Below are 26,006 nucleotides of genomic sequence, written 5' to 3'. Positions count from 1 at the left end.
CGTCGCGGGCAGACGGATGTTCGCCCGGTGCTGTCTGCCTTACTGGCAGGCCGTGTTTTGCGCGTTGCGCAGACGCACCGCTTCCGGAATCGGCACCACCGCGCGCAGCGACGGCGCGCCCTTTTCGAACAGAATCAATTCGCCCGGCTCGAAGGTCGTCCAGACTTCGTTGTCCGTGAGCGGCGCGGTGGCGATCACCGCGACGCGATCGGCCGGCGTGGTGAACTTGGCGAAATCGATTTCCCAGTCGGCGTCGATCAGATGCGCCTTCGCGAACGGCCATTGGCGGGCGATGAAGTGCAGCCGCGTCGAGCAGTGGGCGATAAGTGCCTGGCCGTTTGAAAGCACGAAGTTGAATACGCCGTGCCGGGTGATCGTGCGCGTAATGTCCTCGACGGCATGGAACAGCTCGTCGAGCGGTGGTTGCGAGCCGGGGAAGCGCTTGCGCAAGCCCTGCATGATGTCGCAGAAGGCGCGCTCGCTGTCGGTCGTCCCCACAGGTTGATAGACGCCCGAAAGAAACGGGTCGTAGTCGTGCAGATCGCCGTTATGCGCGAAGATCCAGTGGCGTCCCCACAGTTCGCGCTGGAACGGATGGCAGTTCTCCAGCTCAACGATGCCTTGCGTCGCTTTGCGGATATGCGCGATGACGTTTTTCGACTTGATCGGGTATTTCTTCACCAGTTCGGCGATGGGCGAATTCGCCGCCGCCTGATGATCGATGAAGAGACGGCAGGCCTTGTCTTCGAAAAACGCGATGCCCCAGCCGTCGGCATGGTGATCCGTACCCCCCCCACGCGCTGCGAAACCGGTAAATGAGAACGTGATATCGGTCGGTTCCGCGCAATTCATTGCGAGCAGTTGGCACATGGGACAGGCTAATCGAAGGTTGGCTGCGCACGTCGTGTCTGAGCGCCGCTGCCGTTACAATATGGGGTTGCACAAGCATAGCACCGGCCCCTGTGCACGTACATTCCCGCCCAAGAAGTCCGTCGCGCCGACGCGTCACCACGCAGCCGCGGTTTCATGGGCCAGAGCAGCCTTCCCAGCCCCCGGAAAACGCCATGACCACAGAACTGACAATCACTCGTCCCGATGACTGGCACTTGCACGTGCGCGACGGCGCCGTGCTCAAGAGCGTGCTGCCCGACAGCGCCCGCCAGTTCGGCCGCGCGATCATCATGCCGAACCTCAAGCCGCCGGTCACCACGACCGAACATGCGGCGGCGTATCGCGAGCGCATTCTCGCGGCGCGTCCGGCGGGCAACACGTTCGAGCCGCTGATGACCCTGTATCTCACCGACAACACGCCTGCCGACGAGATCCGTCGCGCGAAGGCGTCGGGCTTTGTGCACGCCGTGAAGCTGTATCCGGCGGGCGCAACGACAAACTCTGACGCCGGTGTGACCGATCTGGCCAAGTGCCGCAGCGCGCTCGAGGCCATGCAGGACGTCGGTATGCCGCTGCTCGTGCACGGTGAGGTAACCAGTGCCGACATCGATATCTTTGACCGTGAAAAGGTCTTCATCGACAAGGTCATGTCGCCGCTGCGCCGCGATTTTCCGGGCCTCAAGGTGGTGTTCGAGCACATCACGACGAAGGACGCCGCAGAGTATGTCGCTCAGGCCGAAGGCCCCATCGCCGCGACGATTACCGCGCATCACCTGCTGTACAACCGCAACGCCATCTTCACGGGCGGCATTCGTCCGCATTACTACTGCCTGCCGGTGCTCAAGCGCGAGACCCATCGCGAGGCGCTGGTGAAAGCGGCAACCTCGGGCAGCGCACGCTTCTTCCTGGGCACCGACAGCGCGCCGCACGCGCGCGGCGTGAAGGAAGCCGCCTGCGGTTGCGCGGGCTGCTACACGGCACTGCATGCGGTGGAGTTGTATGCCGAGGCGTTCGACAAGGCCGGCGCGCTCGACAAGTTCGAAGGGTTCGCCAGCTTCCACGGCCCGGATTTCTACGAACTGCCGCGTAACGCCGGCAAGATCACGCTGGTGCGCGAAGATTGGGAACTGCCGGCCGAACTGCCGATGGGCGACGAGACCGTCGTGCCCCTGCGCGCCGGCGAAGTGATCGGCTGGAAGCTCAAGGGGTGAGTGTGGGCGGCGCCGTGGCGCCTGCGGGGTGTGCGCCTTCCGGCCTGCCGGAGATCGACTGGCGCTCACCGTGGTTCGACGCCGTATCGGAACGCGGCCAGGCCGCATTGGCCGACGGCAATTGGCGCGAGGCGCTTTCGGCCTACGCCGCCGCCGCCGGGCTGGTGAGCGGTCAGGGACGGGCGCTTCGCTTCGTCGCGCAGGAAGACCTGCCCGCCGCCACGGCTTACGAGGCGTTCATCGCCGCCACCGGCGGCGTGCCGACGCGCCGGAACCTGCATGACTTCTTCAACGCGCTGATCTGGCTGACCTATCCGCGCGGCAAGGCAGCGCTCAACGCGCGTCAGGCCGTGGCGATCGCGACCGAAGGTGTGCAGGCCACGCGCGGCGCTACGCGCGACGCCGCGACTGTCTTCGATGAGAACGCCGTCCTCTTCGCATGCAGCGACGCGGCCCTCGGCGCTGCGCTGCGTGCATTCGACTGGCACACGCTGTTCGTGGCGCGCCGCGCCGACTGGGGACGCGCCTGCGAAGTCCAGCCCTTTGGGCATGCCTTGCTGGAAAAGCTTGTTGCACCTTACAAATCGGTGACGGCGCATGCCTGGATCGTGGACGTTCCCCGTGACTATTTTGGCTGGACACCGTCTGAGCGTCGCGCCTGGCTCGACGGCCGGATCGCGCCAGCGCTCGCCAGCGCCGCGTGGACCACACGCGACTTCGCGCCGTTGCCGGTGCTTGGCATTCCCGGCTGGTGGCCTGCTAACGATGACCCTTCCTACTATCAGGATCTGTCGGTCTTTCGGCCGGGGCGGCGGCAAAAGGGCGGATGACATCGGCTGGGCGCGGTCTCGGCGCGCAGGACCGACGGGCAATGACGGCAGTCCGCGTGCTACACTTCGGCCCGCAGAGTCGGCCAGACAATCGCCGCCTCCCTTTGGGAGGGGGAGGAAAGTCCGGACTCCACAGGGCAGGGTGATGGCTAACGGCCATCCGTCGTGAGACGCGGAACAGGGCAACAGAGAACAGACCGCCGATGGCCCCTGGCGCAAGCCAGGTGGATCAGGTAAGGGTGAAACGGTGCGGTAAGAGCGCACCGCGGCGTGCGGCAACGCACACGGCACGGTAACCTCCACCCGGAGCAATTCCAAATAGGCAGGTGAGCGGCATTCGCCTCGTGCGGGTGCCGGCAACGGGGCCCCCGGGAGCCTGCGGGTAGGAAGCTTGAGCGGCGTAGTGATGCGTCGCCTAGAGGAATGATTGTCAGGCGCGGCGCGAGTCGCGTTCACAGAATCCGGCTTATCGGCCGGCTCTGCATCCCAACAAAACACAAAAGGCTCCCGGTGGGAGCCTTTTGTGTTTCTATCGCCAGTGCGTACGAATCTTAGCCTTCGACAATCTCGACGCTGTGTGTCAGCTCGGCGGTCTTGGCGAGCATGATCGACGCCGAGCAGTACTTGTCGTGGGAGAGCGTCACGGCCCGCTCCACGGTGGCAGGGTTCAGGTTACGGCCCGTGACGGTGAAGTGGAAGTGAATCTTGGTGAAGACTTTCGGGTCTTCGCTTGCGCGTTCGGCCTTGAGCGTGACGCTGCAGTCCTTCACTTCGGCACGGCTCTTCTTGAGAATCAGCACCACATCGTAGGCGGTGCAGCCGCCGGTGCCGACCAGCAGCATTTCCATCGGGCGCGGTGCCTGATTGTGGCCGCCGCCTTCCGGCGCGCCATCCATCGCGACGATGTGGCCGCTACCCGTCTGAGCGACGAAGGCCATACCCTCCTGGCCCATCCAACTCACCTTGCATTCCATATTTCGAAACCCCGATATCCCGTTCAAGCGAAAATTGTAGCGGCTTCCGCAAACCCGCGTACGACGCCGCCCGCAAACCCTGAAAGCCATCCCTTCCGGCCTTGGTTGCTGCGTCGCAATATTGGCGCTTTTTTGATCGGGTTTTCAGAGGGATAAACCCTAAATTCAAATGTCGGGTGTGACTGGTCGGGGTGCGGTGTGCGATTTTTATTGGTAACTTATTGATTTTTCAGATTATGTTCTGAGGTGCTCAATCCCTCGGAAATTTCATATTATGGTATCTAATTTCGTACTATAAATTTTCTTGCATCGCACAATTCGATTTGCTAGACTGCAGTCATTGGTTGTTGTGCTTCACAGCAATCCTGCAAGTGTCTCCTCCACCCTCCTCCTTTGGTGGATTTAACCCGGACCCATGAGGTTCGGGTTTTTTTTTTGTGCGCCGGAAACGCGGTTTACCTGCTGCGCTTTACCGGTGGGTGGTTTTTTCTGTATAATCAACGACTTTTCCGGAAATGCCCACGGAAAAAGCATCAGGGAGAGCCTGCAAGCACAGGACTGCGCCATGCGACCAAATCGCAAGGACGCGGCCGGCAGACAAGCAGGAAGTTGGTGTTAATGGGGCAAATGCATTTTATTTGGATCGATCATGAAGACGTTTTCCGCTAAGCCGGCAGAGGTGACGCGCGAATGGTTTGTGATTGACGCGACGGACAAAGTCCTCGGCCGTGTCGCCAGCGAAGTGGCACGCCGTCTGCGCGGCAAACACAAACCGGAATTCACGCCGCACGTTGACACGGGTGATTACATCATCATCGTCAATGCTGCCAAGCTGAAAGTTACGGGCGCAAAGCAAACCGACAAGAAGTACTACCGCCACACGGGTTACCCGGGCGGTATCTACGAAACCACGTTTGGCAAGATGCAAGAGCGTTTCCCGGGCCGCGCGCTCGAGAAAGCCGTGAAGGGCATGCTGCCGAAGGGTCCGCTGGGCTACGCGATGATCAAGAAGCTGAAGGTTTACGCCGACGGTAATCATCCGCACGAAGCGCAGCAACCGAAGTCGCTCGAGATCTAAGGGCCAGCCATGTTCAAAAACGATTGGAATTACGGCACCGGCCGTCGCAAGAGCGCTGTTGCTCGTGTGTTCATCAAGGCTGGCAAGGGCGACATCGTCGTCAATGGCAAGCCGATCAAAGAGTACTTCGCTCGTGAAACGTCGCTGATGATCGTTCGTCAGCCGCTCGAGCTGACCAACCACGCTGAAACGTTCGACATCAAGGTCAACGTTTCGGGCGGCGGTGAAACGGGTCAGGCCGGTGCGGTTCGTCACGGTATCACCCGCGCACTGATCGACTACGACGCGACGCTCAAGCCGACGCTGTCGACCGCAGGCTTCGTCACTCGCGACGCCCGTGAAGTCGAACGTAAGAAGGTTGGTCTGCACAAGGCCCGCCGTCGCAAGCAATTCTCGAAGCGTTAATCGCCCGGGTGTTTGTGGGCATCTGCCTCTGGCAGGTGCAGAGAAAGGCCGCCTCGCGCGGCCTTTTTTCTTTTTTCGCCGTGTTCTGTCCGCGTGTAAAAGAGAGGCGTCCGTTGGGGCACCGTCTCACGCGTGTCGTGGAAGCTTGATAGAATCGCATTTCCGATTGAGAGGGGGTAGGGCATGGTCAAGGTAGGTATCGTAGGCGGCACCGGCTATACCGGTGTGGAACTGCTCCGTTTGCTGGCGCAGCACCCGGAAGCGCAGTTGACGGCGATCACTTCGCGTAAGGAAGCGGGCACGCCGGTCGCCGATATGTATCCGAACCTGCGAGGCCGTGTCGACCTGGCGTTTTGCACGCCTGACGACGCCCGTCTGACCGATTGCGACGTGGTGTTCTTCGCTACGCCGCACGGGGTTGCCATGGCGCAGGCGCGCGAGCTGCTTGCTGCCGGTGTGCGCGTGATCGATCTGGCGGCAGACTTCCGGCTGAAGGACATCGCCACGTTCGAGAAGTGGTACGGCATGCCCCATGCCTGCCCGGACATTCTCGAGGAAGCCGTGTACGGCCTGCCCGAGATCAACCGCGAGCGAATCAAGAGCGCCCGCGTGATCGGTCTGCCGGGCTGCTATCCGACGTCCGTGCAACTGGGCTATGCGCCGTTGTTCGCCGGTGGCCGCAAGCTGGTCGATCCGAAGCATCTGATCGCAGACGCCAAGTCGGGTGCGAGCGGTGCCGGCCGGAAGGGCGAGACGTCGCTGATCCTCGCGGAGACGGCCGACAACTTCAAGGCGTATGGCGTGAAGGGCCATCGCCATCACCCGGAAATCAAGCAGGGCCTCGAGGCGATTGCCGGTTACCCGGTGGGGCTGACGTTCGTGCCGCACTTGCTGCCGACGATCCGTGGCATTCACTCGACGCTGTACGCGACGATTTTGCCCGAAGCGCGCGACACCGACTTCCAGGCGCTGTTCGAGACGTACTACGCGGGCGAGCCGTTTGTGGACGTGCTGCCGGCCGGCTCGATGCCGGAAACGCGCTGGGTGCGCGCGTCGAATTATGTCCGTATGGCGGTGCATCGCCCGGGCAATGAAGATACGCTGGTGATCCTCGTGGTCGAGGACAATCTGGTCAAGGGCGCGTCCGGTCAGGGCGTGCAGTGTATGAACCTGATGTTCGGCTTGCCGGAGAACATGGGGCTGACCCATATTCCCGTACTGCCGTAACGGTATTTATCGTCTCTAAGCCATTGATTTTCCGACTATCGGCACAATTTTGGATTAGGGACTAGAATGATACCGAACCGATTTTTGGAGATTTGCGATGAACGCACCGCTTGAGGCTGCCGTCACGGAAATGCCCGCATTCCTGGTCTTTACTGACAGCGCTGCGGACAAGGTCAAGCAACTGATCGACGAAGAAGGCAATGCCGAGCTGAAACTGCGCGTTTTCGTGCAGGGTGGCGGTTGCTCCGGCTTTCAGTATGGTTTCACCTTCGATGAAGATGTCAACGAAGACGATACCGTGCTCGACAAGAACGGCGTGTCGCTGCTGATCGACTCGATGAGCTATCAATACCTCGTCGGCGCCGAGATTGACTACAAGGAAGACATCAACGGCGCACAGTTTGTGATCAAGAACCCGAACGCAACCACGACCTGTGGCTGCGGTTCTTCGTTCTCGGTCTGAGCGACGCCGTTGGTTGTTCCTTTGAGCGCAGCTCGAAGGATCGCCAGGATTCAGGCATTCTGCACCCCTCCGCGAGAGGGGTGTTTTTTTGTGCCGCGAATGACGCGATGGGGTGTCCCGTACGACGCAAAGTCGAAGGGCCATACGTCGATGGTTAAGCGTTATCCAGCGCCTGAATGAGATCTGCCTTGAGGTCGTCAATATGCTCAATGCCGACCGAGTAACGAATCAGATTGGCCGGAATCGGTGCGCTTGCCGGTCGTGTTCCCGACCACATCGTGGCGACATGAATCACAAGTGAATCGACCCCGCCCAAGCTACCGGCATTGAAAGGGATGCGAAGCGCAGAAACGACACGCTTTGCCGCGTCGGAGCCTTCGTGTAATCCAAAGACAAACACGCCGCCAAATCCCTTCATTTGTCGATGCGCCAAATCGAACTGAGGGTGCGTTTCCAGTCCCGGGTAGATAACGCGTTCGATGCGCGGGTGTTGAGAAAGAAATCTTGCCAGCGCCAATGCGTTTGCATTGATTCGTTCCATCCGTATCGGCAGCGTACGTAATCCGCGCAGCAATAGCCACGCATCCATAGGAGACAGCACCGATCCAAGGGTAACGTGTGTGCGCCAGATCTGTTCGGCAAGGGAACGGCTTGTGCAAACCACGCCGCCGGTCAGGTCGTGATGTCCGCCGAGATACTTGGTTGCGCTATGGACAATAATGTCGACGCCAAGCGCATGAGGCTGCTGATTTATTGGAGACGCAAACGTATTGTCTGCAACAGTGAGGATGCCGCGCGCACGCGCGATCTTGGCAACACCCTCGATATCCGTCAAATCGAGCAATGGATTGGCGGGAGATTCCAGCAAAGTGAGTTTTGTATTCTCCCGAATCGCCGACATAAATGCGGACGGTTCCGTCTGGTCGACCAACGAGACTTCGACTCCTAATCGACTCAGCATTTTATCGAATAGGTTCGTCGTGCTCATGTAATGGTGGGTCTGCGCGATGACGTGATCGCCCGCACTGAGCAGTGCAAGCAGCGTGGTGGCCATTGCGCCCATGCCGGAACTCATCACCAAGGCGGTTTCGGTGCCTTCAAGTGCGGCCATGATCGACTTGACTCTTTCGTGAACCGGGTTGCCATAGCGAGTGTAGTTCCGGGCATGCTGCGGCACGCTCGACATCTCTGCGAATTCTTCGCTATCGGATGCTGCAAAAACCGCAGAGTAATGAATTGCCGGCGCAACGCCTTTTTCGCCCGTAATTTCCCGGTCGCCAATGATCGAGGTGGTTTCGACGCGTGACATATCACGCCTCCGTCGAGGACTCTGCTGCTATTTTTGAGGGGCGGATTTTCGCCAGATAGGCTTTGCCCTCGTTATTGGGCAGTTCTTTGAATCCAGTGATCCATTTTCTGCAATTGGGCGCCCCGCACTGGCACTCGAACTGCCTGAACAGAACATCTTCCGTGGACGCATAGTCCATCGTCAGAAACTCATTCGCCTCAATATCCCGCAGCGCCCAGACTTCCAGACGCTGCATATCAAGACCGACAGATGGCGAGCATGAGTGAAGCAACAGTCCGGAAAAGTAGGGGTCGTACAAGTGGATCGTCTCAGTCACCTGCAATGTATGCAGTCTGCGGCTGTTGGAAATCAGCCCGGTCATTCGACTGACAAGTTCTCCCCGTGAAAACGGTACAAGTGTTCGGACGCCATACCCTTGCCCTTCCGAGTTCAGGGCCACTTCGAATCTGTCATTCGATGTGGAGCGCTCTTCGTCAAGCCATTCGATTGGATAGAGAAATTTCTTTTCTGTCATGGCAAAGGAATGATGAGAGGGATTGGACTTCCTGTACTTCCGGATGATGTCGTGACGACGCCTTAAGCGTTGCATGTTGCGGGTGGAGAACGAGGGAATCCGCTGATTTTTTGGGGTGAATCCTAAATTTGGGATTTTGGAAGACCGGTGAGGGGAGGGGGGGCACGCGGAATTTGCCGGTCGAAGAGGGCCGCGAAATCACTGCGCCGAGTGCTATCGGCAGCCGGATTCGTGGTGTAAAGCGAGGGGAAGCGGAGCGTAGGCGCGGATCAATGCCGGGCGCCGGACATCGTCATCGGAATATTCCGCGCATGACGCGCGAAGTGCGGCGTGGGAGGGTTGTCGGCAATCCGCTGCGATCGCCATATGGCAGACCGCAAATCGTTTCCCCCGGCGTGCCTGCCTTCAGCGGGGATAGATTGCGCCCAGAATGCGCGGGCCATTCGCGCCGGTCACGGTGGGCAGACTGCCCGGTTGTCGCGCCAGACACCGTTCGGCCAGCCATGCAAAAGCGAGTGCTTCGACTTGATGAGGTGGCACACCGAGCGCCTGCGTCGTCGCAACGGTCACGCCCGGCAGACGGGCCGCGATGGCTTGCATGAGCGCTTGATTGCGAGCGCCCCCGCCGCAGGCATAAAAGCCCTGACAGCCGGGGGCATAGCGAAGCACGTCGTCGGCGACGCACTGGGCGGTGAGGGCGACGAGCGTTGCCTGAACGTCTACGGGCGTGACTCGTGGGAATGCCCCCAACCGTGTGTCGAGCCATTTGGCGTGGAACAAATCGCGTCCGGTGCTCTTGGGGGGCGTTTGGGAGAAATAGGGTTCGCTCAGCAGCGCAGCCAGCAGGGTGTCGTCAACGCTTCCACTCGCCGCCCACGCGCCACCGTCGTCGTAGGTTTTGCCGAGGTGGCGTGCGGCCCAGCCATCGAGTAGCGCGTTGCCGGGGCCGCAATCGAAGCCGCAGACCGGTTTGCCTGACGCGGCTGAAGGCAGAATCGTCACGTTGCTGATGCCGCCAAGATTACAGACGACGCGCGTTTGTCCTGGGTCAGAGAACACCGCCTGATGATAGGCCGGCACGAGCGGCGCACCCTGGCCGCCGGCTGCGACGTCCCGGCTGCGAATGTCCGCGACGACGTCGATGCCGGTCAGTTCGGCGAGCAGCGCGGGAGCATTGAGCTGGCGCGTGTAGCCAACACCGTCGAATTCACCCGGGCGATGGCGGATCGTCTGCCCGTGCGCACCGATGGCGGCGATCGCCGATGCGGGCAGCCCGGCAGTCGCCAGCAAGTCACGCACGCAATCCGCATAGACGCGCACCAGGGCGTTTGCCGCTAGCGCTTCGCGGTGCAGTTCGTTTTCCGAAGGCGCTTGCAGCACCATCAGTGTCTCGCGCAAATCGCTCGGGAACGGAAGATAGGCTTCTGCGAGCACCCGGCCATCTGCCGACGCTACCAGCACGCCGTCAACGCCGTCGAGGCTCGTGCCGGACATCAGGCCGATGAAATGGGAGGCGGAATCCGGAGAGCCGGAGTGATGAGCGATGTCGGTCATGAGCGTAGCGCGAGCGCGCGGGGAGCCGAAGAAATCAAGTCCGCGCCGGCAGGGCAAGCATGTCGAACACATGTTGCTCGCGCAGCGCGGCTTCCAGCATACCTTAATCGCGCTCGGCGACTTGTACCGTGCGCATCAGATCGATGCGCTTGAGCAGGTTCTCGGCGTACATGTCGAACACCTTCAGGCGGGCGCCTGAGAGCGGTGCGACGGCCGCGACATCCGTCGAGAACGGATTGCGCGGAACGCCGTTGTAGCGCAGTTCGTAATGCAGATGCGGACCTGTCGCCCAGCCTGTCTGACCGACGAAGCCAATGACTTGGCCCTGCGTGACCCGCGTGCCGGCTTTCATGCCCTGACCGAAGCCGGACAAGTGAGCGTAGCGTGTCTGGTAGTTGCCCGCGTGATCGATCGTCACCAGATTGCCGTAACCGTTCTGCGAGCCGACGAACGTGACGACGCCGTCACCCGCCGCGAACACGCGCGTGCCGATGGGGGCTGCCAGATCCACGCCCTCGTGCTTCTTCCACTGGTGCTGGAACGGATGCTCGCGGCCACCGAACGCCGACGAAATTCGCGAAAACTCGACCGGCGTGCGCAGGAATGCCTGCTTCAGGTTGCGGCCGTCAAAGCCGTAGTAAGCGCCCTCGGGCGCCCCCTGCGGCTCGGCGTACCAGATGGCCTGATGCGTCTTGCCCTGATTGATGAACTCGACGGCGAGCACGCGCCCGGTGCGAACCGTACGGTCCTGCTGCTTGACGACTTCGTACACAAGGCGGAAGCGGTCACCGCGGCGCACGTCGCGCTGGAAGTTGATCACGCCGGAGAAGATGTTCACCATCTGCGCGACGACGGCGTCGGGTACGCCCGCATCGTCCATCGCGGTGAAAAAGTTATCCGCAATGGCGCCGGAGCGCATGGCCCATTCGGTGTCGTTCGTGAGCTGTTCCATGCGCGCGCGCAGACGGTCGTCGTCGTTGCGCTCGATCACCAGCTGCTGAGCGCCGGTGCTGCCGGTCGACAGGACGGTGGATAGCGAGACGAGCTTGCCGTCGTCGTCCGTTTCGGCCTGAACGACTTGCCCGGCGGGCACGCCGATCAGGCGCCGGGCGACGGCGTTCTCACGAATGAAGCGTTCTGCGGTGGGGTCCTGGATCGACAGGCGCGAGAGCATATCGCCAAGGGTTTCGCCACGTCGCAGCGCCACCTGATGGACAAAGGTCTGGGATTGCGCGTCGAGCTGCTGGATCTGTTTGGCCAGGTCGGGGAAGGTGAGCGGTAAAGTCACGCTCGCACCGTTGCGCGCCGCTTCGGGCACCATGGGCGCCACGCCGAAAGCGGTCACCATTCCCAACGTCAGGGCCGAACCGACCGTTGCCACGATTTGCACCTTTCTGCGACGGTGCTTCGGCTGCGTGGGATCGATCAGGGTCAGCAGTTCACGCGCAAAAAAATCACGGAGTTTTGGCCACATCACGTAAAATTCTGCGCAACTTACGAAAAAAGCCCGGGCGGAGCGACATGCTTCGAGATTGCCTGCCGGAATTCCGGGGCAACCCGGCGTCGCTTCGGCCCGAGCCGAGAATTGAGCGGCAATTATAGCAGACCCGCCGCTGCCTCCGCCTTTACTGGCTGGCTAAGGGAAACCCTGAACCAGTCTGGACAATGATGTTATGACAAGTGAACACGCACTCACCTCGGAAAAGAAGTACCCCGTGACCGACGCCACGCGGGCCGCTCTGGCGATCGCCAAGCGCGGTTGCGACGAGCTTCTCGTGGAAGATGAGTTCCTGCAGAAGCTGGCGCGCAGCGAAGCCACCGGCAAGCCGCTGCGCATCAAGCTGGGGCTCGACCCGACGGCACCCGACATCCACATCGGTCATACCGTGGTGCTCAACAAGATGCGCCAGTTGCAGGATCTGGGGCACACGGTCATTTTCCTGATCGGCGATTTCACTTCGCTGATCGGCGACCCGTCGGGCCGCAACAGCACGCGCCCGCCGCTCACCCGCGAGCAGATCGAGTCGAACGCCAAGACCTATTTCGAGCAGGCCGCACTCGTACTCGACCGCAACAAGACTGAAATCCGCTACAACAGCGAATGGTCGATGAAGCTGGGTGCCGACGGCATGATCAAGCTCGCGTCGCGCTACACCATGGCGCGCATGCTCGAGCGTGAGGATTTCACGCGGCGCTTCCAGAGCGGCGTGCCCATCGCCATCCACGAATTTCTCTACCCGCTCATGCAGGGCTACGACTCGGTGGCACTGGAGTCGGATCTGGAGTTGGGCGGCACGGACCAGAAGTTCAACCTGCTCGTGGGCCGCGAACTGCAAAAGCAGTACGGTCAGGAGCCGCAGTGCATTCTGACGATGCCGCTGCTCGAAGGGCTGGACGGTGTCGAGAAGATGTCGAAGTCCAAGGGCAACTACGTGGGCATCAGCGAGAAGCCGAGCGAAATGTTCGGCAAGCTCATGAGCATCTCGGACGATCTGATGTGGCGCTACTACGAGTTGCTCTCGTTCCGTTCGCTCGAAGAGATTGCCCAACTGCGCAAGGACGTCGAAGGCGGGCGCAATCCTCGCGACGTGAAGGTGCTGCTCGCGCAGGAGATCGTGGCGCGTTTCCACTCGCAGGCCGACGCCGAGCACGCACTCGAGGATTTCAACGCTCGCGCCAGGGGCGGCGTGCCGGACGATATTCCGGAAGTCTCGCTCGACGGTGCGCCGCTGGGCATCGCACAATTGCTCAAGCAGGCGGGTCTGGTGCCGTCGACGTCGGAAGCCAACCGCAACATCGAGCAGGGCGGCGTGCGCATCGACGGCGAGGCAGTGTCCGACAAGGGCGTGAAGATCGACGCCGGCACCTACGTCGTGCAAGTCGGCAAGCGCCGCTTCGCGCGCGTGACGCTCGCCTGAGCGTCGTCGGCTCGGTGTTCCCGCTGCCGTACATGAGATATCGCTCGCGATGATCGCGCTCATCCAACGTGTGCTCGAAGCCTCGGTAACGGTCGATGGCCGCACGGTCGGTGCCATCGGCCCGGGCCTGCTCGCGTTGGTTTGCGCCGAACGCGGTGACACCGAGGCGAGTGCTGACAAGTTACTGGCGAAACTGCTCGGCTATCGCGTGTTCCCGGACGAGGCGGGCAAGATGAACCGCAGCGTGTCGAGTCTCGACGGAAACGGGGCGGCGGGTGGTTTGCTGCTCGTCTCGCAGTTCACGCTGGCCGCCGACACCAACAGCGGCACCCGCCCGAGTTTCACCCCGGCGGCGAGTCCGGCCGACGGCAAGCGGCTCTTCGATCATTTCGTGACGCAGGCGCGCGTGCGCCATCCCATCGTGGAAACGGGCGAGTTCGGCGCATACATGCGTGTCTCGCTCGTGAACGACGGGCCGGTCACGTTCTGGCTTCAGACGCGTCCCGACGCCGTTTGAGTCTTGCGGTGGCATGGCGCCGCCCATGCCTCCGGTCTTATCCCGAAAATCGCTCGGAATCGTCCTGATGTGCAGGACCTATTGCACGCGATTCGCATCGGTGTGATACCGTCGTTGGGTTCCGAAATATCAATGCTTGGGAGAATCTGATGAAAGTCTGGAGTGACTCGTTCGCCGACAATGCGGCGATGGATGCACAGTTCGCCTTCGGCAAACCGGATGCGCAGTCGCATGTCGCGCTGTCGCAGAACAAGAATCCCCATCTGACCTGGTCCGACGTGCCCGCCGGTACGCGTTCGTTTGTCGTGATCTGCACCGACAGCGACGTGCCGAGTCAGGGCGACGACGTCAACAAGGAAGGCCGCGAAGTGCCGGCAGATCTGCCGCGCGCCAACTTCTATCACTGGGTACTCGTCGACGTGCCGGCATCGGTCTCCGAGATCCCGGCGGCAAGCCACAGCAATCACGTCACGCCGCGCGGCAAGTTTGGTCCGGACGCGCTCGACGGCATGCGCCATGGTGTGAACGACTACACGGCATGGTTTGCGGGCGACGAGAGCATGAAGGGCGATTACTACGGCTACGACGGCCCGTGCCCGCCGTGGAACGACACGCTCATGCACCACTACCACTTCACCGTGTATGCGCTGGACATCGCTCGCGTACCGCTCGAAGGCCGCTTCGGTGGCGACGACGTGCTCGCGGCGATCAAGCCGCATGTGCTCGGCAGTGGCACCGTGACCGGCACCTACACGCTCAACCCGAAGGTAGCCTGACGGCGCACCGCCTGCCTCCCGTTTCCTCTGGACTCACGCAAACCGCATTCGTAACGATGACCGGCACGACCACTACCCTCACCTTGATTCGCCACGGCGAGACCGACTGGAACCGCGTCAAACGGATTCAGGGGCACACCGACATTGCGCTGTCGACGGAGGGCGAGCGCCAGGCGGTCTTGCTGGGCGAGCGTATCGCACGCGAGGTTGCGGCGCACGGGCGTGTGTTCGACCATGTGCTCACGAGCGATTTGCAGCGCGCGGTGCAGACGGCGGCGCCCGTCGCCCATGCTTGCGGTTTGCCGCTCGTGCGTACGGCGAGTCTGAGGGAGCGTCACTACGGCACCTTCGAAACCCGCATGCCCGATGAGATTCAGGCGGCATTTCCGCAGGAGTATTCGCGCTGGCAGAGCCGCGATCCGGATTTCGTGATTCCCGGTGGCGAGTCGACGCGGGGTTTCTACACGCGCATCACGGATTTCGTCGTGCAACTCGTGCGCGAGTATGAGGGCCAGCATCTGGCGCTGGTAGCCCACGGCGGCGTGCTCGACTGCTGTTATCGGCTCGCGACGGGGCTCGCGTTGTCCGAGCCGCGCTCCTATCCGTTGCTCAATGCAAGCGTGAATCGTCTGGCATACGACGGGGCGCGTTGGCAGGTGTTGAGCTGGGGGGATGTCACGCATCTGGACGACGCGGTGCGCGACGAAAGCAATGACAAGCCGGTCGACGTTCATGGCCGCGCGACGGATCGCGTGGATCCGCGCGTGGTGTAGGGCATCCGCGCGACGTTTTTCCGGCATAACGGCGCAATGGCCTTCCGACGCGCGCTTAGCGCTCCAGCGACGGCTGCACGACGGCGGCGACATCGGGGGTGGCCAGCGCACGGCGTCGTGCCCGGTGAGCGACGCTGTTTCGCATCGACCAGCGCGCGACCTGCGCCATGTGACGCACGGCAGGCCGCACCGTGAGACGGCGCACCATCGACTGCGCTTCGAGTCCGAGCATTACCTGCGACCAGTCCGGCAATAGATCGATACCTGCGCGGAACAACAACCCGCTGAACATGCGCGCACCCGCGAACGGCGCAGGCAAGTTGCGCAATACGCGCACGACTTCTTCGGTGCGCTCGCTCGCGCACAACGCCGGACGCATCATGGCGAGATATTCGTCGATCTGCGACACACTCATCGGCACATCACGTGCGCCGAGCGCCACGGCAATGCGTGAGACTTCCGCGTAGTAACGGTCCTGCTCGCTGCGCGAGAACCCCGGATTCTTGTAGACGAGATAGCTGCGCAGAAAGCTCGACGTCTCCGCCACGTGGACCCACGTCAGCAACCCGGGATCGTAAGCGGCATAGGGGCGGCCATCGGGCGCGGTGCCTGTGACCTTCAAGTGGATGCGCCGCACACGTTCGAGCAATGCTTCGGCGTCGGCCGTGTTGCCGAACGTGGTGCCGCCAATGAAGGTCGCCGTGCGGCGCAGACGGCCGATCACGTCCTGCCGGAAGGTCGAATGATCCCAGACACCGGCCATCGCAAGCGGATGCAGCGATTGCATCAGCAGTGCGCTGATCCCGCCGATCATCATCGAGGTGAAGTCGCCGTGCACATGCCAGCAGGCGGCGTCGGGGCCGAACAGGCCGGGATCGCCGGCCGGGGTGTCGTAGTTCAGACGCGGTGCGCCGGGACCTGACGTCAGGCTCACCAGCCGCATGGCGATGGCGTGCCGCACGCGCCCCGACACGCCCGTCACCGGTCCGGCAGGCCGCAGAGGCGTTGCCGGAGGTGGCGTCGGGAGGTCGTCGTGCGAGGACATACGTCGTTTAGCGTGACGTGACGGCGGACGTCACCGTCACTTGCCGGTGGCGTCCGGGGACCAGAGCGAGCCGCTTTCCGGCGCGCTGCCGGGAGCGCTCAGGCCAAAGTGACGGAACGCCGCGAGGGTGGCGACGCGTCCGCGGGGCGTGCGTTGCAGGAAGCCCTGCTGAATCAGGTACGGCTCGATCACGTCTTCGATGGTGTCGCGCTCTTCTCCGATGGCGGCGGCGAGGTTGTCCACGCCGACCGGTCCACCGTCGAACTTGTGGAGCACGGCTTCGAGCAGTTTGCGGTCCATCACGTCGAAGCCGACCGGGTCGACGTCGAGCATCATCAGGGCGGCGTCGGCGACGGCAGCGGTAATGCGGCCGTCGGCCTTCACTTCGGCGAAATCGCGCACGCGCCGCAGCAAGCGATTGGCGATACGCGGCGTGCCGCGCGCACGGCGGGCGATCTCAAAGGCGCCGTCGTCGGCAATGACCGCGCCGAGCAGGCTGGCGGAACGGCGCACGATACCCGCCAGTTCTTCGGCCGAATAGAACTCCAGACGCGCTACGATCCCGAAGCGGTCGCGCAGCGGATTCGTCAACATGCCGGCGCGCGTGGTGGCGCCGACCAGGGTGAACGGTTGCAGATCGAGCTTGACGCTGCGCGCGGCCGGTCCTTCGCCGATCATGATGTCGATCTGATAGTCTTCGAGCGCCGGATAAAGAATTTCCTCGACGACCGGCGAGAGCCGGTGAATTTCGTCGATGAACAGCACGTCGTTGGCTTCGAGATTGGTCAGCAGCGCAGCGAGGTCGCCCGGGCGCTCGAGCACGGGGCCGGACGTCTGGCGCAGGTGCACGCCCATTTCGCGGGCGATGATGTGGGCGAGCGTCGTCTTGCCCAGGCCAGGCGGCCCGAACAGCAGCACATGGTCGAGCGGTTCCGAGCGGTTCCGAGCCGCCTCGATGAAGATTTCCAGCTGCTCGCGCACCTTGCGCTGACCGACGTATTCGTCGAGCAGCTTGGGGCGCAGTGCGCGCTCGAAGGCTTCTTCGTTGGGCGAGACCGGAGTGGGCGCAATGATGCGCTCGGCGGCGAGTTTGTCGGTTTCGATCATGGCTGCATTGTAGCGCTTCGGACGTCGCTTGCCGGGGCCGGGCGACGGGATTTCCTACGATGCCCGACAGGGGCGGTGTTTAGCCGATCAGGCGTCCGCGCCGCACGCGCAAGCCCTTTGCCGCGAGGGCGGGGGAGACTTCGGCCAGCGCCGCGTACGTCTCGCCGCTGTGCGCGTGACAGATGGCCACACCCAACGCATCGGACGCGTCCTTGCCCGGCGTGCCGGTGAGCGTGAGCAGGCGTGTAACCATCTCCTGCACCTGTTCCTTGCGGGCGCGTCCGTAGCCGACCACAGCCTGCTTGAGCTGCATCGGCGTGTATTCGAAGACTTCGAGCCCGCCGACCGATAGCGCGGTAATGGCCGCACCGCGCGCCTGCCCGAGCAGCAGCGTGGATTGCGGGTTGACGTTGACGAACACTTTCTCGACAGCGGCCTGATCGGGCCGGTAAGTGTCGACCAGTTCCGCCACGCCTTCGAAGATGATGCGCAGCCGCGCGGGCAGCGTGCCTTCGCCGGTGCGGATGACGCCACTGGTCACATACTGCAGACGGCTGCCGTGCTTTTCGAGCACGCCAAAGCCGGTGACACGCAGCCCGGGGTCGATGCCAAGAATTCTCATGCGGGGGCCAATGATCGGCGTACAGACCGATTCGGGCAAAGAAGCCAATATGGCCCGTATTCTGGCACAGCCGGGCGCAGGCGTCGCCGAAGTCGTGTTTCGTCGGGTGAGACGCGCCAATGTCCTGCGTCGGTGCGCTGCCTTGCCAAGCCGGATTGGCGTGCTCGCCCGGTCGCGTCGATATGCCGCAGGTTCCATGCGCGAAGGCGCTGGGCGCTGGGCATCGCGGCATGGCAGATTGTTGTACATTGTTTGCTGTTCAAAATATCCGACGGCCTGCGTGCAGGCCGCTGTCCCCGATGCTCTGGATCAAAGCGTTTCACATCGTTTTCGTCGCCTCGTGGTTCGCCGGTCTGTTCTATCTGCCGCGCATCTTCGTCAACCTCGCGATGGAGAGCGACGCCGCCGCAACGCAACGTCTGCTGCTCATGGCGCGCAAGCTGTATCGCTTCATGACGATACTCGCGGTGCCTGCCCTCGCTTTCGGACTGATCCTCTGGCTGTATTACGGCATCGGCCGCTACGGCGGCTGGTTGCACGCCAAGTTGCTGATCGTGGTGTTGCTGTTGGGCTATCACCATGCGTGCGGCCGTCTGCTGCGCAAGTTCGAGAGCGGCCGCAACACGCATTCGCATCGCTGGTATCGCTATTTCAACGAATTCCCGGTGCTCGGATTGCTGGCCGCGGTGATCCTCGCGGTCGTCAAACCGTTCTGACGTGCCCCTTGTTCCATCCCGCGCACGTCGTTATGCAATTCGAGCGCTACGTATGAGCGCCAACCACCGATAGTTGAGAGGAGTCTGCCGTGAGTCTGACCTGCGAATATTTTGTGGCGCCGCCGTCGCCCTTTGTGTACATGGGGCACGCACGCTTTGTCGAACTGGCACGTCGCCATGGCGTACAGATTCAGTTCAAGCCGATCGATCTCGGACGAATCTTCGCGGGCTCGGGTGGGCTGCCGCTGGCCAAGCGCACCCCACAACGGCAGGCGTATCGTCTGGTCGAACTCGCGCGCTGGTCGAAGTACCTCGGCGTGCCGCTCAACCTGCAACCGAAGTTCTTCCCGGTGGCGGGCGATCCGGCCGCGCGTTTGCTGATCGCCACGCAACTCGCGCACGGAACGGACAAGGCACTCGACCTGTCGGCCGCCATCTCGAAGGCGCTCTGGACCGAGGAGCGCAACATCGCCGACGACGCCACGCTGCAAGCCATTGCCGAGAGCCTGTCGCTCGACGGCAAGGCGCTGCTCGCGGCGTCGAACGGCGCGAGCGTACAGGCGGCCTACGACGCCAATACCGACGAAGCCGCGAAGGCGGGCGTATTCGGTGCGCCGTGGTTCGTCTTCGAGGGCCAGCCCTATTGGGGGCAGGACCGCCTCGATTTTCTCGAACGGGCTTTTGCTGAAGCGCGCGGCGCAAAGCGCTGAACCGGCAAGCCGATCATTTCGTCTGCCGCCTGCGGGTGCTAGCGGCGGCAACCCCCCAGGAGTGAACAGGATGAGTCGTCCGGAAGTTGTGTTGTACAAGAGCGTGCCGCCAGACGTGCGTGCGCGATTGGCCGAGGCATTCACGCTCAGCGAATTCAAGGGAGTGAACGACGGCAACCGGGCGGAATTCGCGGCGGCGCTGCATCGTGCCGACGGCGCCATCGGCGTGGGCATGAACGTGACGCCGGCGTTGCTCGACGCGGCCCCGAAGCTCAAGGCATGGGCCACCATTTCGGTGGGTTACGACCCGTTCGATGTGCCCGATCTCACGCGCCGGGGCATTGTGTTGATGAATACGCCCGACGTGCTCACCGAGACTACGGCGGATACCGTCTTCTCACTGATTTTGGCGAGTGCCCGGCGGGTGGTCGAGCTTGCCGAACTGGTGAAGGCTGGCGGCTGGAAGTCTAGTCTCGGCGAGGAGTATTTCGGCACCGACGTGCAAGGCAAGACGCTGGGCATCGTCGGCATGGGACGCATTGGCGGGGCCGTCGCACGTCGTGCGGCGCTCGGATTCGGCATGAAGGTGCTGTACAGCAATCGTTCGCGCAACGACGCAGCGGAGCAGGCGTATGGCGCTCAATACCGGACGTTGCCGGAATTGCTCGCACAATCCGATTTCGTCGTGACGCTGGTACCGTTGTCGCCGGCCACCGAGCGTTTGATCGGCGCACGCGAATTCGCGCAGATGAAGCGCGGTGCGATCTTCGTCAACGCGGCGCGCGGCATGGTGATCGACGAGGCAGCGCTGGTCGACGCGCTGGCGTCCGGCCATCTGCGCGCGGCCGGTCTGGACGTGTTTGAGCGCGAGCCGGTGCCGGTGGATTCGCCGTTGCTGAAAATGAAGAACGTGGTGGCGCTGCCGCATATCGGCTCGGCAACGCACGAGACGCGTCACGCGATGGCATCGTGCGCGGCGGACAACCTGATTGCCGCGCTTACCGGCAAGCCGCTGCAAAACGCCGTGAATCCGCGAGCGCAGCAGCGCGGATAACGCCAGCGGCACTCAGGCGGCGAGAGACGGCGGCAGAGAATGCCGCCGTCGCCGCTATCGGCCGTCGTTGGTCGTTCTGCGGCGATTGATGACTTCCTTCGCGCGGGCCAGTTGTGCGGGCAAGCGCTCACCCAGACGCAGCGCCATGCCCACGGCGAGCACGTCGCCAATGGCCAGATGCGCGATGCGTGACGTCAGCGGCGAGTAGACGTCGGTGTCTTCGTCGACGTCGGCAAAGAGCGCCACGCTGGCCAGCCGCGACAGCGGCGAGTTGCTGTGCGTAATCGCGATCACGCTGGCGCCTGCCGTGCGTGCCAGTTGCGCCGCTTCGAGCAGATCCTGCGTGCGGCCGGTGTTGGAGATCGCCACCACCACATCCCCCTCGCGCAGCAACGCGGCCGACATGCCGTAGACGTGCGGATCGTTATACGCCACGGCCGGCACACCGAGCCGGAAGAACTTGTGCTGCATGTCGAGCGCCGCAATCCCCGACGCCCCTGCACCGTAGAACTCGATGCGCCGCGCCCCCGCGAGCAGGTCGATGGCTTGTCCGATGCTATCGGGCGACAGGTTGTTGCGAACCTGCATGAGGCTGCCGATGGTGCGGTCGAGCACCTTGCTCGCGATGCCGGGTACCGGTTCGTCGGGCCGCACATCGCGATGCACGAACGGCACACCCTGCGCGATGCCCTGTGCCAGCCGGATCTTGAATTCACGATAGCCGCTGCATCCGACCGCCTGACAGAATCGCGCGATCGTGGGCTGGCTGACGCTGGCGCGCTCGGCAAGTTCGTTCATCGACAGATCGACGACTTCGCGCGGGGCGTCCAGCACATAGGTCGCGAGCTTGCGCTCGGACGGGCGCAATTGGGTCAGCGTGGCTTCGATTCGGTTGAGCATGGCAGGCAGGCACCCACAAAAGCAGAGCGCGCAGCGGACATCGCCACGCGCCGTCATTCCCCTAATTCCCCTGTTTTCCGTAACGCCTCGATCGCATACGCCCTGTGATGCAGGCGTGCGCCGGGTCCGGCGGGGCAGGCGCCCACTATAGCACCCGCAACGCGTGGCGCCGTCGCGCAGCGCCGGGTGTTTCGGCCGGGTGATTGCGGCAGAAATGTACAAAAACTACAAAAATTCTTCGTTTCATATTATGGATTGTCATTTCTCTATATGACAATAATTCATGTAATTCATGGAGAATGCTAAGTAAAACCCCGGATGCCGATGGCTTTTGATTGATGAGATGTAGAATTTCTACTAAACTCCGCTCCCAATCGCGCCTGCCCCTGGGTGCGTCGCAATCCCGTTCCCCGGCATGACGTCAGAGCAAACGAAGCCCCTGCACCCGACCGTAATGGCGGTCACTGCGCGCATTGCCGCGCGCAGCCGCGACACGCGTGCGGCGTATCTGGCTCGCATTGATGCGAGCGCCGGCCGCTTCCCACAGCGCGGTGCGCTGTCTTGTGCCAATCTGGCGCACGGTTTCGCCGCCATGCCGGCCAACGACAAGCTCATCCTGCGCGAGCAGCGCCGTCCGAACGTGGGCATCGTCACCGCTTACAATGACATGCTCTCGGCGCACCAACCCTACGAGCAGTACCCGGCGCGCCTGCGCGAGGCGGCACGCAAGCTCGGCGCGACGGCACAGGTCGCCGGCGGCGTGCCGGCCATGTGCGACGGTGTCACGCAGGGCAACGCAGGCATGGAACTGTCACTGTTCTCGCGTGAAATCATCGCGATGAGCACGGCCGTTGCGCTCTCGCACAACATGTTCGACGCTGCGCTGATGCTCGGCGTGTGCGACAAGATTGTGCCGGGCCTTGTCATCGGGGCGTTGCAGTTCGGCCATCTGCCGACAGTCTTTGTGCCGGCCGGCCCGATGGCGAGCGGCTTGTCGAACGACGAAAAGGCCAAGATCCGCCAGGGGTACGCGACCGGTAAAGTCGGCCGCGACGCGCTTCTCGAATCCGAGTCACAGGCTTACCACGGCGCGGGCACGTGCACCTTTTACGGCACGGCCAACAGCAACCAGCTCCTGATGGAAATCATGGGTCTGCACCTGCCGGGTGCGGCGTTCGTGCATCCGCAACTGCCGTTGCGCGACGCGCTGACCGACGCCGCCCTCGCGCGCGTGCTGGCCATCGGCGCGGATACCCCCGAATACACCCCAATCGGCCATGTGGTCGACGAGCGTGCCGTGGTCAACGGCATCGTCGGCCTGCTGGCCACGGGCGGCTCGACCAATCACACGCTGCACCTCGTGGCGATGGCCCGTGCGGCGGGCGTCGTGATCGATTGGGACGACTTCGACGCCTTGTCGGCCGTGGTGCCGCTCATGGCGCGCGTCTACCCGAATGGCAAAGCCGACGTGAATCATTTTCACGCGGCCGGCGGCATGGGCTTCCTGATCGGCGAACTGCTCGACGCGGGGCTGTTGCACAACGACGTGAAGACGGTGGCCGGCCCCGGGCTGGCCCGTTACCGCACGGAGCCCTGGCTCTCGCCCGAAGGGCTGGCATGGCGCGCCGGGAGCGCCTACAGTGGTGATCGTGACGTTTTGCGCGGCCATGCCGAGCCGTTCGCCCCCGATGGCGGACTGCGGCTCATGCACGGCAATGTAGGGCGTGGCGTCATCAAGGTGTCGGCGGTCAAGCCGGAACATCGGCGCGTGAGCGCAACGGCACGCGTATTTACTTCTCAGGAAGCGGTTCAGGCCGCGTTCGATGCCGGCGAGTTGCATCGCGACGTGGTTGTGGTGCTGCGTGGCCAGGGGCCGCGCGCCAACGGCATGCCCGAGCTGCATCGCCTCACCCCGCTGCTCGGTGTCTTGCAGGACGAAGGGTTCGCAGTGGCACTCGTGACCGACGGCCGGATGTCCGGCGCATCGGGCAAGGTGCCTGCCGTGATTCACGTGTCGCCCGAAGCCGCCGGCGGCGGCCCGATCGCCCGCGTGCGCGACGGCGATCTGATCGTGCTCGATGCGAACGTCGGCATGTTGCACGTCGAGGTGGCGCCGCAGGAATGGGCGGCGCGCGAGATCGCGCAGGTTCCGGTCTCGGGCGACGACACCGGGCGTGTGCTCTTCAGTCATATGCGCGCGGCAGTGGGCGCGGCAGAAACCGGCGCTTCCGTGTTCTTCGGTACTGAGTGACGTGCAGTCCACGTCATGGCATTCAAGGAAAACGTAATGGACATCAATGACATCGTTCGTGCCGGCCCCGTGGTTCCGGTGCTCCAGTTCGACAGCGTCGAGCAGGGCGAGCATGTCTCGCGCGCGCTGCTCGCGGGCGGGGTGCGGGTACTCGAAATCACGCTGCGTACGCCGGCTGCAATGGACGTCATTCGCCACGTCGCAGGGCTGTCCGACGACCTGATCGTTGGTGTGGGCACGCTCACACGTGCGGACGAAATGGCGCAGGCCGTGGCTGCCGGGGCGCGCTTCGGTGTCTCGCCGGGCTACACGAGCGCGCTGGGCGCTGCGGCCAAGGCGGCGGGTCTGCCGCTGCTGCCGGGCGTGGTTACGCCGTCCGACATTCTGACGGCGCTCGCCGACGGCTACGAGACGGTGAAGTTCTTCCCGGCCGAGCCCTCGGGTGGCGTTCCCATGCTGCGGGCACTGTACGGCCCGTTCCGCCAGGTGCGTTTTTGCCCGACGGGCGGCATCAGCGCAGAGTCGGCGCCGTCGTATCTGGCGCAACCGAACGTGGTGTGTGTGGGCGGCTCGTGGCTGACGCCCAAGGCGCTCGTCGACGCCGGCGATTGGGGCGGCATCACGCGTCTGGCCCGCGCCGCCGCGGCATTGCCGCGCGGCTGAGCGCGGCAATGCCGGTGTTACCCATAACAAGATTTCAATAATCGGGCGCAAGCCCATCGGGCATCCGCCCAACTAGCCAAACGAGGAGACCCCCATGGTCGCGGTGCAAGGCAACTTGTTGCTGGTGTACGCGCTTGTCGCGGTAATCGCGCTGATTGTGCTGATCGCGCGCTTCAAACTGAGTCCGTTCATCACGCTGATCGTCGTTTCGCTCGTGCTCGGGCTGGCGGTGGGCATGCCCATGGGCGGCATCGTCAAGGCATTCGAGACGGGCGTGGGCAACACGCTGGGGCACATCGCGCTCGTGGTGGGGCTTGGCACGATGCTCGGCAAGATGATGGCCGAGTCGGGCGGCGCGGAGCGCATCGCGCGCACGCTCATCGGCTTCTTCGGCGAGAAGAACGTGCACTGGGCGATGGTCGTGATCGCGTTTATCGTCGGTCTGCCGGTGTTCTTCGAAGTCGGCTTCGTGCTGCTGATTCCGATTGCCTTTAACGTTGCCAAGCGTACCGGTACGTCGATGGTGCTCGTCGGTATTCCGATGGTCGCGGGGCTGTCGGTCGTACACGGCCTGATTCCGCCGCACCCGGCGGCGTTGCTGGCCGTGACCGCTTACAACGCGGACATCGGCCACACCATCATGTACGCGCTGATCGTCGGCATTCCGACGGCGGCAATTGCCGGTCCGCTCTTCGCGAAGCTGATGTCGCGCTACGTCGTGCCGAACCCGGACAATCCCCTGCTCGCGCAGTTCGTCGAAAAAGATCGTGCCATGAGCGAACTGCCGGGCTTCGGCGTCACGCTGTTCACGATTCTGCTGCCGGTGATCCTGATGCTCATCGGTAGCTGGGCCGACCTGTTCTTCGCGCCGAAGACTTTCGCCAACGATTTCCTGCGCCTCATCGGCAACTCGGTGATGGCGCTGCTCATCGCCACGCTCGTGAGTTTCTTCACGTTCGGCAAGCGGCGCGGCTTCAATCGCGACCAGATCCTGAAGTTCACCAACGAGTGTCTGGCGCCGATTGCCACGATCACGCTGGTAGTGGGTGCGGGCGGCGGTTTCGGGCGTATTCTGATGGACAGCGGCGTGTCGAAGGCGATCGTCGATGTGGCGACGCACGCGAACCTCTCGCCGCTGTTGCTGGGCTGGCTGGTGGCAGTGCTGATCCGTATCGCGACGGGTTCGGCCACAGTGGCGATGACCACCGCGTGCGGCATTGTCGCGCCGATCGCGGCGGCCGCAGGCACCGTGGTGAAGCCTGAGCTGATGGTGCTGGCCACGGGGGCGGGGTCGCTGATCCTGTCGCACGTGAACGACGGCGGCTTCTGGCTGGTCAAGGAGTACTTCAACATGACCGTGCCGCAGACCTTCAAGACCTGGACGGTTTGCGAGACGATCATTTCAGTCGTGGCGTTGTTGCTCACGCTCGGCCTGGCGACGGTGGTCTGAGGTCACGATGCAGAAAACGCAACGCCGGCAACACGCCGACGCGAGTCG

Annotated in this window: 26 protein-coding genes and 1 other RNA gene; 17 read left to right on the top strand and 10 right to left on the bottom strand. The window is 63.0% G+C overall.

The window, feature by feature from the left end; genetic code table 11:
- Positions 1 to 39: 39 nt before the first annotated feature.
- The gene (locus PCO31110_RS00915) at positions 40 to 870 is read right to left on the bottom strand and encodes a class II glutamine amidotransferase (RefSeq protein WP_010805087.1); all 831 of its coding nucleotides are present in this window, start codon (positions 868 to 870) and stop codon (positions 40 to 42) included.
- Positions 871 to 1,064: 194 nt separating this feature from the next.
- Between PCO31110_RS00915 and pyrC the strand changes: the two genes are divergently transcribed.
- From pyrC to rnpB, 3 genes are all read left to right on the top strand, one after another.
- A complete protein-coding gene (pyrC, locus tag PCO31110_RS00910; protein WP_010805088.1) occupies positions 1,065 to 2,102 on the top strand; it encodes a dihydroorotase in 1,038 nt (345 codons plus the stop codon).
- A complete protein-coding gene (locus tag PCO31110_RS00905) occupies positions 2,099 to 2,932 on the top strand; it encodes a DUF3025 domain-containing protein (protein WP_010805089.1) in 834 nt (277 codons plus the stop codon). The genes pyrC and PCO31110_RS00905 overlap by 4 nt, the downstream gene beginning before the upstream one ends.
- A 75-nt stretch (positions 2,933 to 3,007) precedes the next feature.
- Positions 3,008 to 3,417: RNase P RNA component class A (gene rnpB, locus PCO31110_RS00900), an RNA gene on the top strand.
- A gap of 66 nt (positions 3,418 to 3,483) precedes the next feature.
- On the opposite strand, the gene PCO31110_RS00895 is transcribed toward rnpB, so the two are convergent.
- Entirely contained in the window at positions 3,484 to 3,906 is a 423-nt protein-coding gene (locus PCO31110_RS00895) for an OsmC family protein (RefSeq protein WP_010805090.1), read from the bottom strand.
- 649 nt (positions 3,907 to 4,555) lie between these two features.
- On the opposite strand from PCO31110_RS00895, the gene rplM reads away from it, so the two are divergent.
- The 4 genes from rplM (at position 4,556) to erpA (ending at position 7,079) form a co-directional block, all read left to right on the top strand.
- Positions 4,556 to 4,984 carry a 50S ribosomal protein L13 gene (gene rplM, locus PCO31110_RS00890; RefSeq protein WP_010805091.1) on the top strand — a complete coding sequence of 143 codons (429 nt, stop codon included), beginning with the start codon at positions 4,556 to 4,558 and terminating at the stop codon, positions 4,982 to 4,984.
- A gap of 9 nt (positions 4,985 to 4,993) precedes the next feature.
- Positions 4,994 to 5,389, top strand: a complete 396-nt coding sequence (rpsI, locus tag PCO31110_RS00885) for a 30S ribosomal protein S9 (protein ID WP_010805092.1) — start codon at positions 4,994 to 4,996, stop codon at positions 5,387 to 5,389.
- 183 nt (positions 5,390 to 5,572) lie between these two features.
- Entirely contained in the window at positions 5,573 to 6,616 is a 1,044-nt protein-coding gene (gene argC, locus PCO31110_RS00880; protein WP_010805093.1) for an N-acetyl-gamma-glutamyl-phosphate reductase, read from the top strand.
- Between the two features lie 97 nt (positions 6,617 to 6,713).
- Entirely contained in the window at positions 6,714 to 7,079 is a 366-nt protein-coding gene (erpA, locus tag PCO31110_RS00875) for an iron-sulfur cluster insertion protein ErpA (RefSeq protein ID WP_010805094.1), read from the top strand.
- A gap of 154 nt (positions 7,080 to 7,233) precedes the next feature.
- Here erpA and PCO31110_RS00870 read toward each other — a convergent pair whose 3' ends face one another.
- From PCO31110_RS00870 to PCO31110_RS00855, 4 genes are all read right to left on the bottom strand, one after another.
- Complete coding sequence (locus PCO31110_RS00870; RefSeq protein WP_150689413.1) at positions 7,234 to 8,388, bottom strand: trans-sulfuration enzyme family protein; 1,155 nt, start codon at positions 8,386 to 8,388, stop codon at positions 7,234 to 7,236.
- Position 8,389: 1 nt separating this feature from the next.
- Positions 8,390 to 8,902 carry an SET domain-containing protein gene (locus PCO31110_RS00865; protein ID WP_036663415.1) on the bottom strand — a complete coding sequence of 171 codons (513 nt, stop codon included), beginning with the start codon at positions 8,900 to 8,902 and terminating at the stop codon, positions 8,390 to 8,392.
- A gap of 405 nt (positions 8,903 to 9,307) precedes the next feature.
- Positions 9,308 to 10,456: an anhydro-N-acetylmuramic acid kinase gene (locus tag PCO31110_RS00860; protein WP_150689412.1), complete on the bottom strand. Its 1,149-nt coding sequence runs from the start codon at positions 10,454 to 10,456 to the stop codon at positions 9,308 to 9,310.
- Positions 10,457 to 10,559: 103 nt separating this feature from the next.
- Entirely contained in the window at positions 10,560 to 11,930 is a 1,371-nt protein-coding gene (locus tag PCO31110_RS00855) for a M23 family metallopeptidase (protein WP_150689411.1), read from the bottom strand.
- Between the two features lie 199 nt (positions 11,931 to 12,129).
- Here PCO31110_RS00855 and tyrS point away from each other — a divergent pair, with 199 nt between their 5' ends.
- From tyrS to PCO31110_RS00835, 4 genes are all read left to right on the top strand, one after another.
- Positions 12,130 to 13,374 carry a tyrosine--tRNA ligase gene (gene tyrS / locus PCO31110_RS00850; protein ID WP_010805099.1) on the top strand — a complete coding sequence of 415 codons (1,245 nt, stop codon included), beginning with the start codon at positions 12,130 to 12,132 and terminating at the stop codon, positions 13,372 to 13,374.
- A 49-nt stretch (positions 13,375 to 13,423) separates the two neighbouring features.
- Positions 13,424 to 13,891: a D-aminoacyl-tRNA deacylase gene (gene dtd / locus PCO31110_RS00845; protein WP_010805100.1), complete on the top strand. Its 468-nt coding sequence runs from the start codon at positions 13,424 to 13,426 to the stop codon at positions 13,889 to 13,891.
- Positions 13,892 to 14,040: 149 nt separating this feature from the next.
- Positions 14,041 to 14,667, top strand: a complete 627-nt coding sequence (locus tag PCO31110_RS00840) for a YbhB/YbcL family Raf kinase inhibitor-like protein (protein WP_010805101.1) — start codon at positions 14,041 to 14,043, stop codon at positions 14,665 to 14,667.
- A 56-nt stretch (positions 14,668 to 14,723) separates the two neighbouring features.
- Positions 14,724 to 15,440: a histidine phosphatase family protein gene (locus tag PCO31110_RS00835; RefSeq protein WP_150689410.1), complete on the top strand. Its 717-nt coding sequence runs from the start codon at positions 14,724 to 14,726 to the stop codon at positions 15,438 to 15,440.
- 55 nt (positions 15,441 to 15,495) lie between these two features.
- Here PCO31110_RS00835 and PCO31110_RS00830 read toward each other — a convergent pair whose 3' ends face one another.
- From PCO31110_RS00830 to ruvC, 3 genes are all read right to left on the bottom strand, one after another.
- Entirely contained in the window at positions 15,496 to 16,485 is a 990-nt protein-coding gene (locus PCO31110_RS00830) for an oxygenase MpaB family protein (protein WP_150689409.1), read from the bottom strand.
- A 36-nt stretch (positions 16,486 to 16,521) separates the two neighbouring features.
- Positions 16,522 to 17,592: a Holliday junction branch migration DNA helicase RuvB gene (gene ruvB / locus PCO31110_RS00825; protein WP_010805104.1), complete on the bottom strand. Its 1,071-nt coding sequence runs from the start codon at positions 17,590 to 17,592 to the stop codon at positions 16,522 to 16,524.
- 79 nt (positions 17,593 to 17,671) lie between these two features.
- Positions 17,672 to 18,214 carry a crossover junction endodeoxyribonuclease RuvC gene (gene ruvC / locus PCO31110_RS00820; protein WP_010805105.1) on the bottom strand — a complete coding sequence of 181 codons (543 nt, stop codon included), beginning with the start codon at positions 18,212 to 18,214 and terminating at the stop codon, positions 17,672 to 17,674.
- A 299-nt stretch (positions 18,215 to 18,513) separates the two neighbouring features.
- On the opposite strand from ruvC, the gene PCO31110_RS00815 reads away from it, so the two are divergent.
- From PCO31110_RS00815 to PCO31110_RS00805, 3 genes are all read left to right on the top strand, one after another.
- Entirely contained in the window at positions 18,514 to 18,930 is a 417-nt protein-coding gene (locus PCO31110_RS00815) for a CopD family protein (protein ID WP_010805106.1), read from the top strand.
- An 89-nt stretch (positions 18,931 to 19,019) separates the two neighbouring features.
- Positions 19,020 to 19,640 (top strand): 2-hydroxychromene-2-carboxylate isomerase, encoded by a 621-nt coding sequence (locus PCO31110_RS00810; RefSeq protein ID WP_150689408.1) that lies wholly within the window; start codon positions 19,020 to 19,022, stop codon positions 19,638 to 19,640.
- A 70-nt stretch (positions 19,641 to 19,710) separates the two neighbouring features.
- Positions 19,711 to 20,694: a 2-hydroxyacid dehydrogenase gene (locus PCO31110_RS00805; protein WP_150689407.1), complete on the top strand. Its 984-nt coding sequence runs from the start codon at positions 19,711 to 19,713 to the stop codon at positions 20,692 to 20,694.
- Between the two features lie 54 nt (positions 20,695 to 20,748).
- Here the strand turns inward: PCO31110_RS00805 and PCO31110_RS00800 are convergent, their stop codons facing one another.
- Positions 20,749 to 21,594: an SIS domain-containing protein gene (locus PCO31110_RS00800; protein WP_036663648.1), complete on the bottom strand. Its 846-nt coding sequence runs from the start codon at positions 21,592 to 21,594 to the stop codon at positions 20,749 to 20,751.
- Between the two features lie 415 nt (positions 21,595 to 22,009).
- Between PCO31110_RS00800 and edd the strand changes: the two genes are divergently transcribed.
- From edd to PCO31110_RS00785, 3 genes are all read left to right on the top strand, one after another.
- The gene (gene edd / locus PCO31110_RS00795; RefSeq protein WP_150689406.1) at positions 22,010 to 23,845 is read left to right on the top strand and encodes a phosphogluconate dehydratase; all 1,836 of its coding nucleotides are present in this window, start codon (positions 22,010 to 22,012) and stop codon (positions 23,843 to 23,845) included.
- Between the two features lie 36 nt (positions 23,846 to 23,881).
- Positions 23,882 to 24,508: a bifunctional 4-hydroxy-2-oxoglutarate aldolase/2-dehydro-3-deoxy-phosphogluconate aldolase gene (gene eda, locus PCO31110_RS00790; protein ID WP_150689405.1), complete on the top strand. Its 627-nt coding sequence runs from the start codon at positions 23,882 to 23,884 to the stop codon at positions 24,506 to 24,508.
- A 94-nt stretch (positions 24,509 to 24,602) separates the two neighbouring features.
- Entirely contained in the window at positions 24,603 to 25,958 is a 1,356-nt protein-coding gene (locus PCO31110_RS00785; RefSeq protein WP_010805112.1) for a GntP family permease, read from the top strand.
- Positions 25,959 to 26,006 lie beyond the last annotated feature (48 nt).

This window comes from Pandoraea communis, assembly GCF_902459745.1.
Taxonomy (GTDB): domain Bacteria; phylum Pseudomonadota; class Gammaproteobacteria; order Burkholderiales; family Burkholderiaceae; genus Pandoraea; species Pandoraea communis.
The sequence above is the reverse complement of the archived record's forward strand: the minus strand, read 5'-3'. Positions and strand labels throughout refer to the sequence as shown.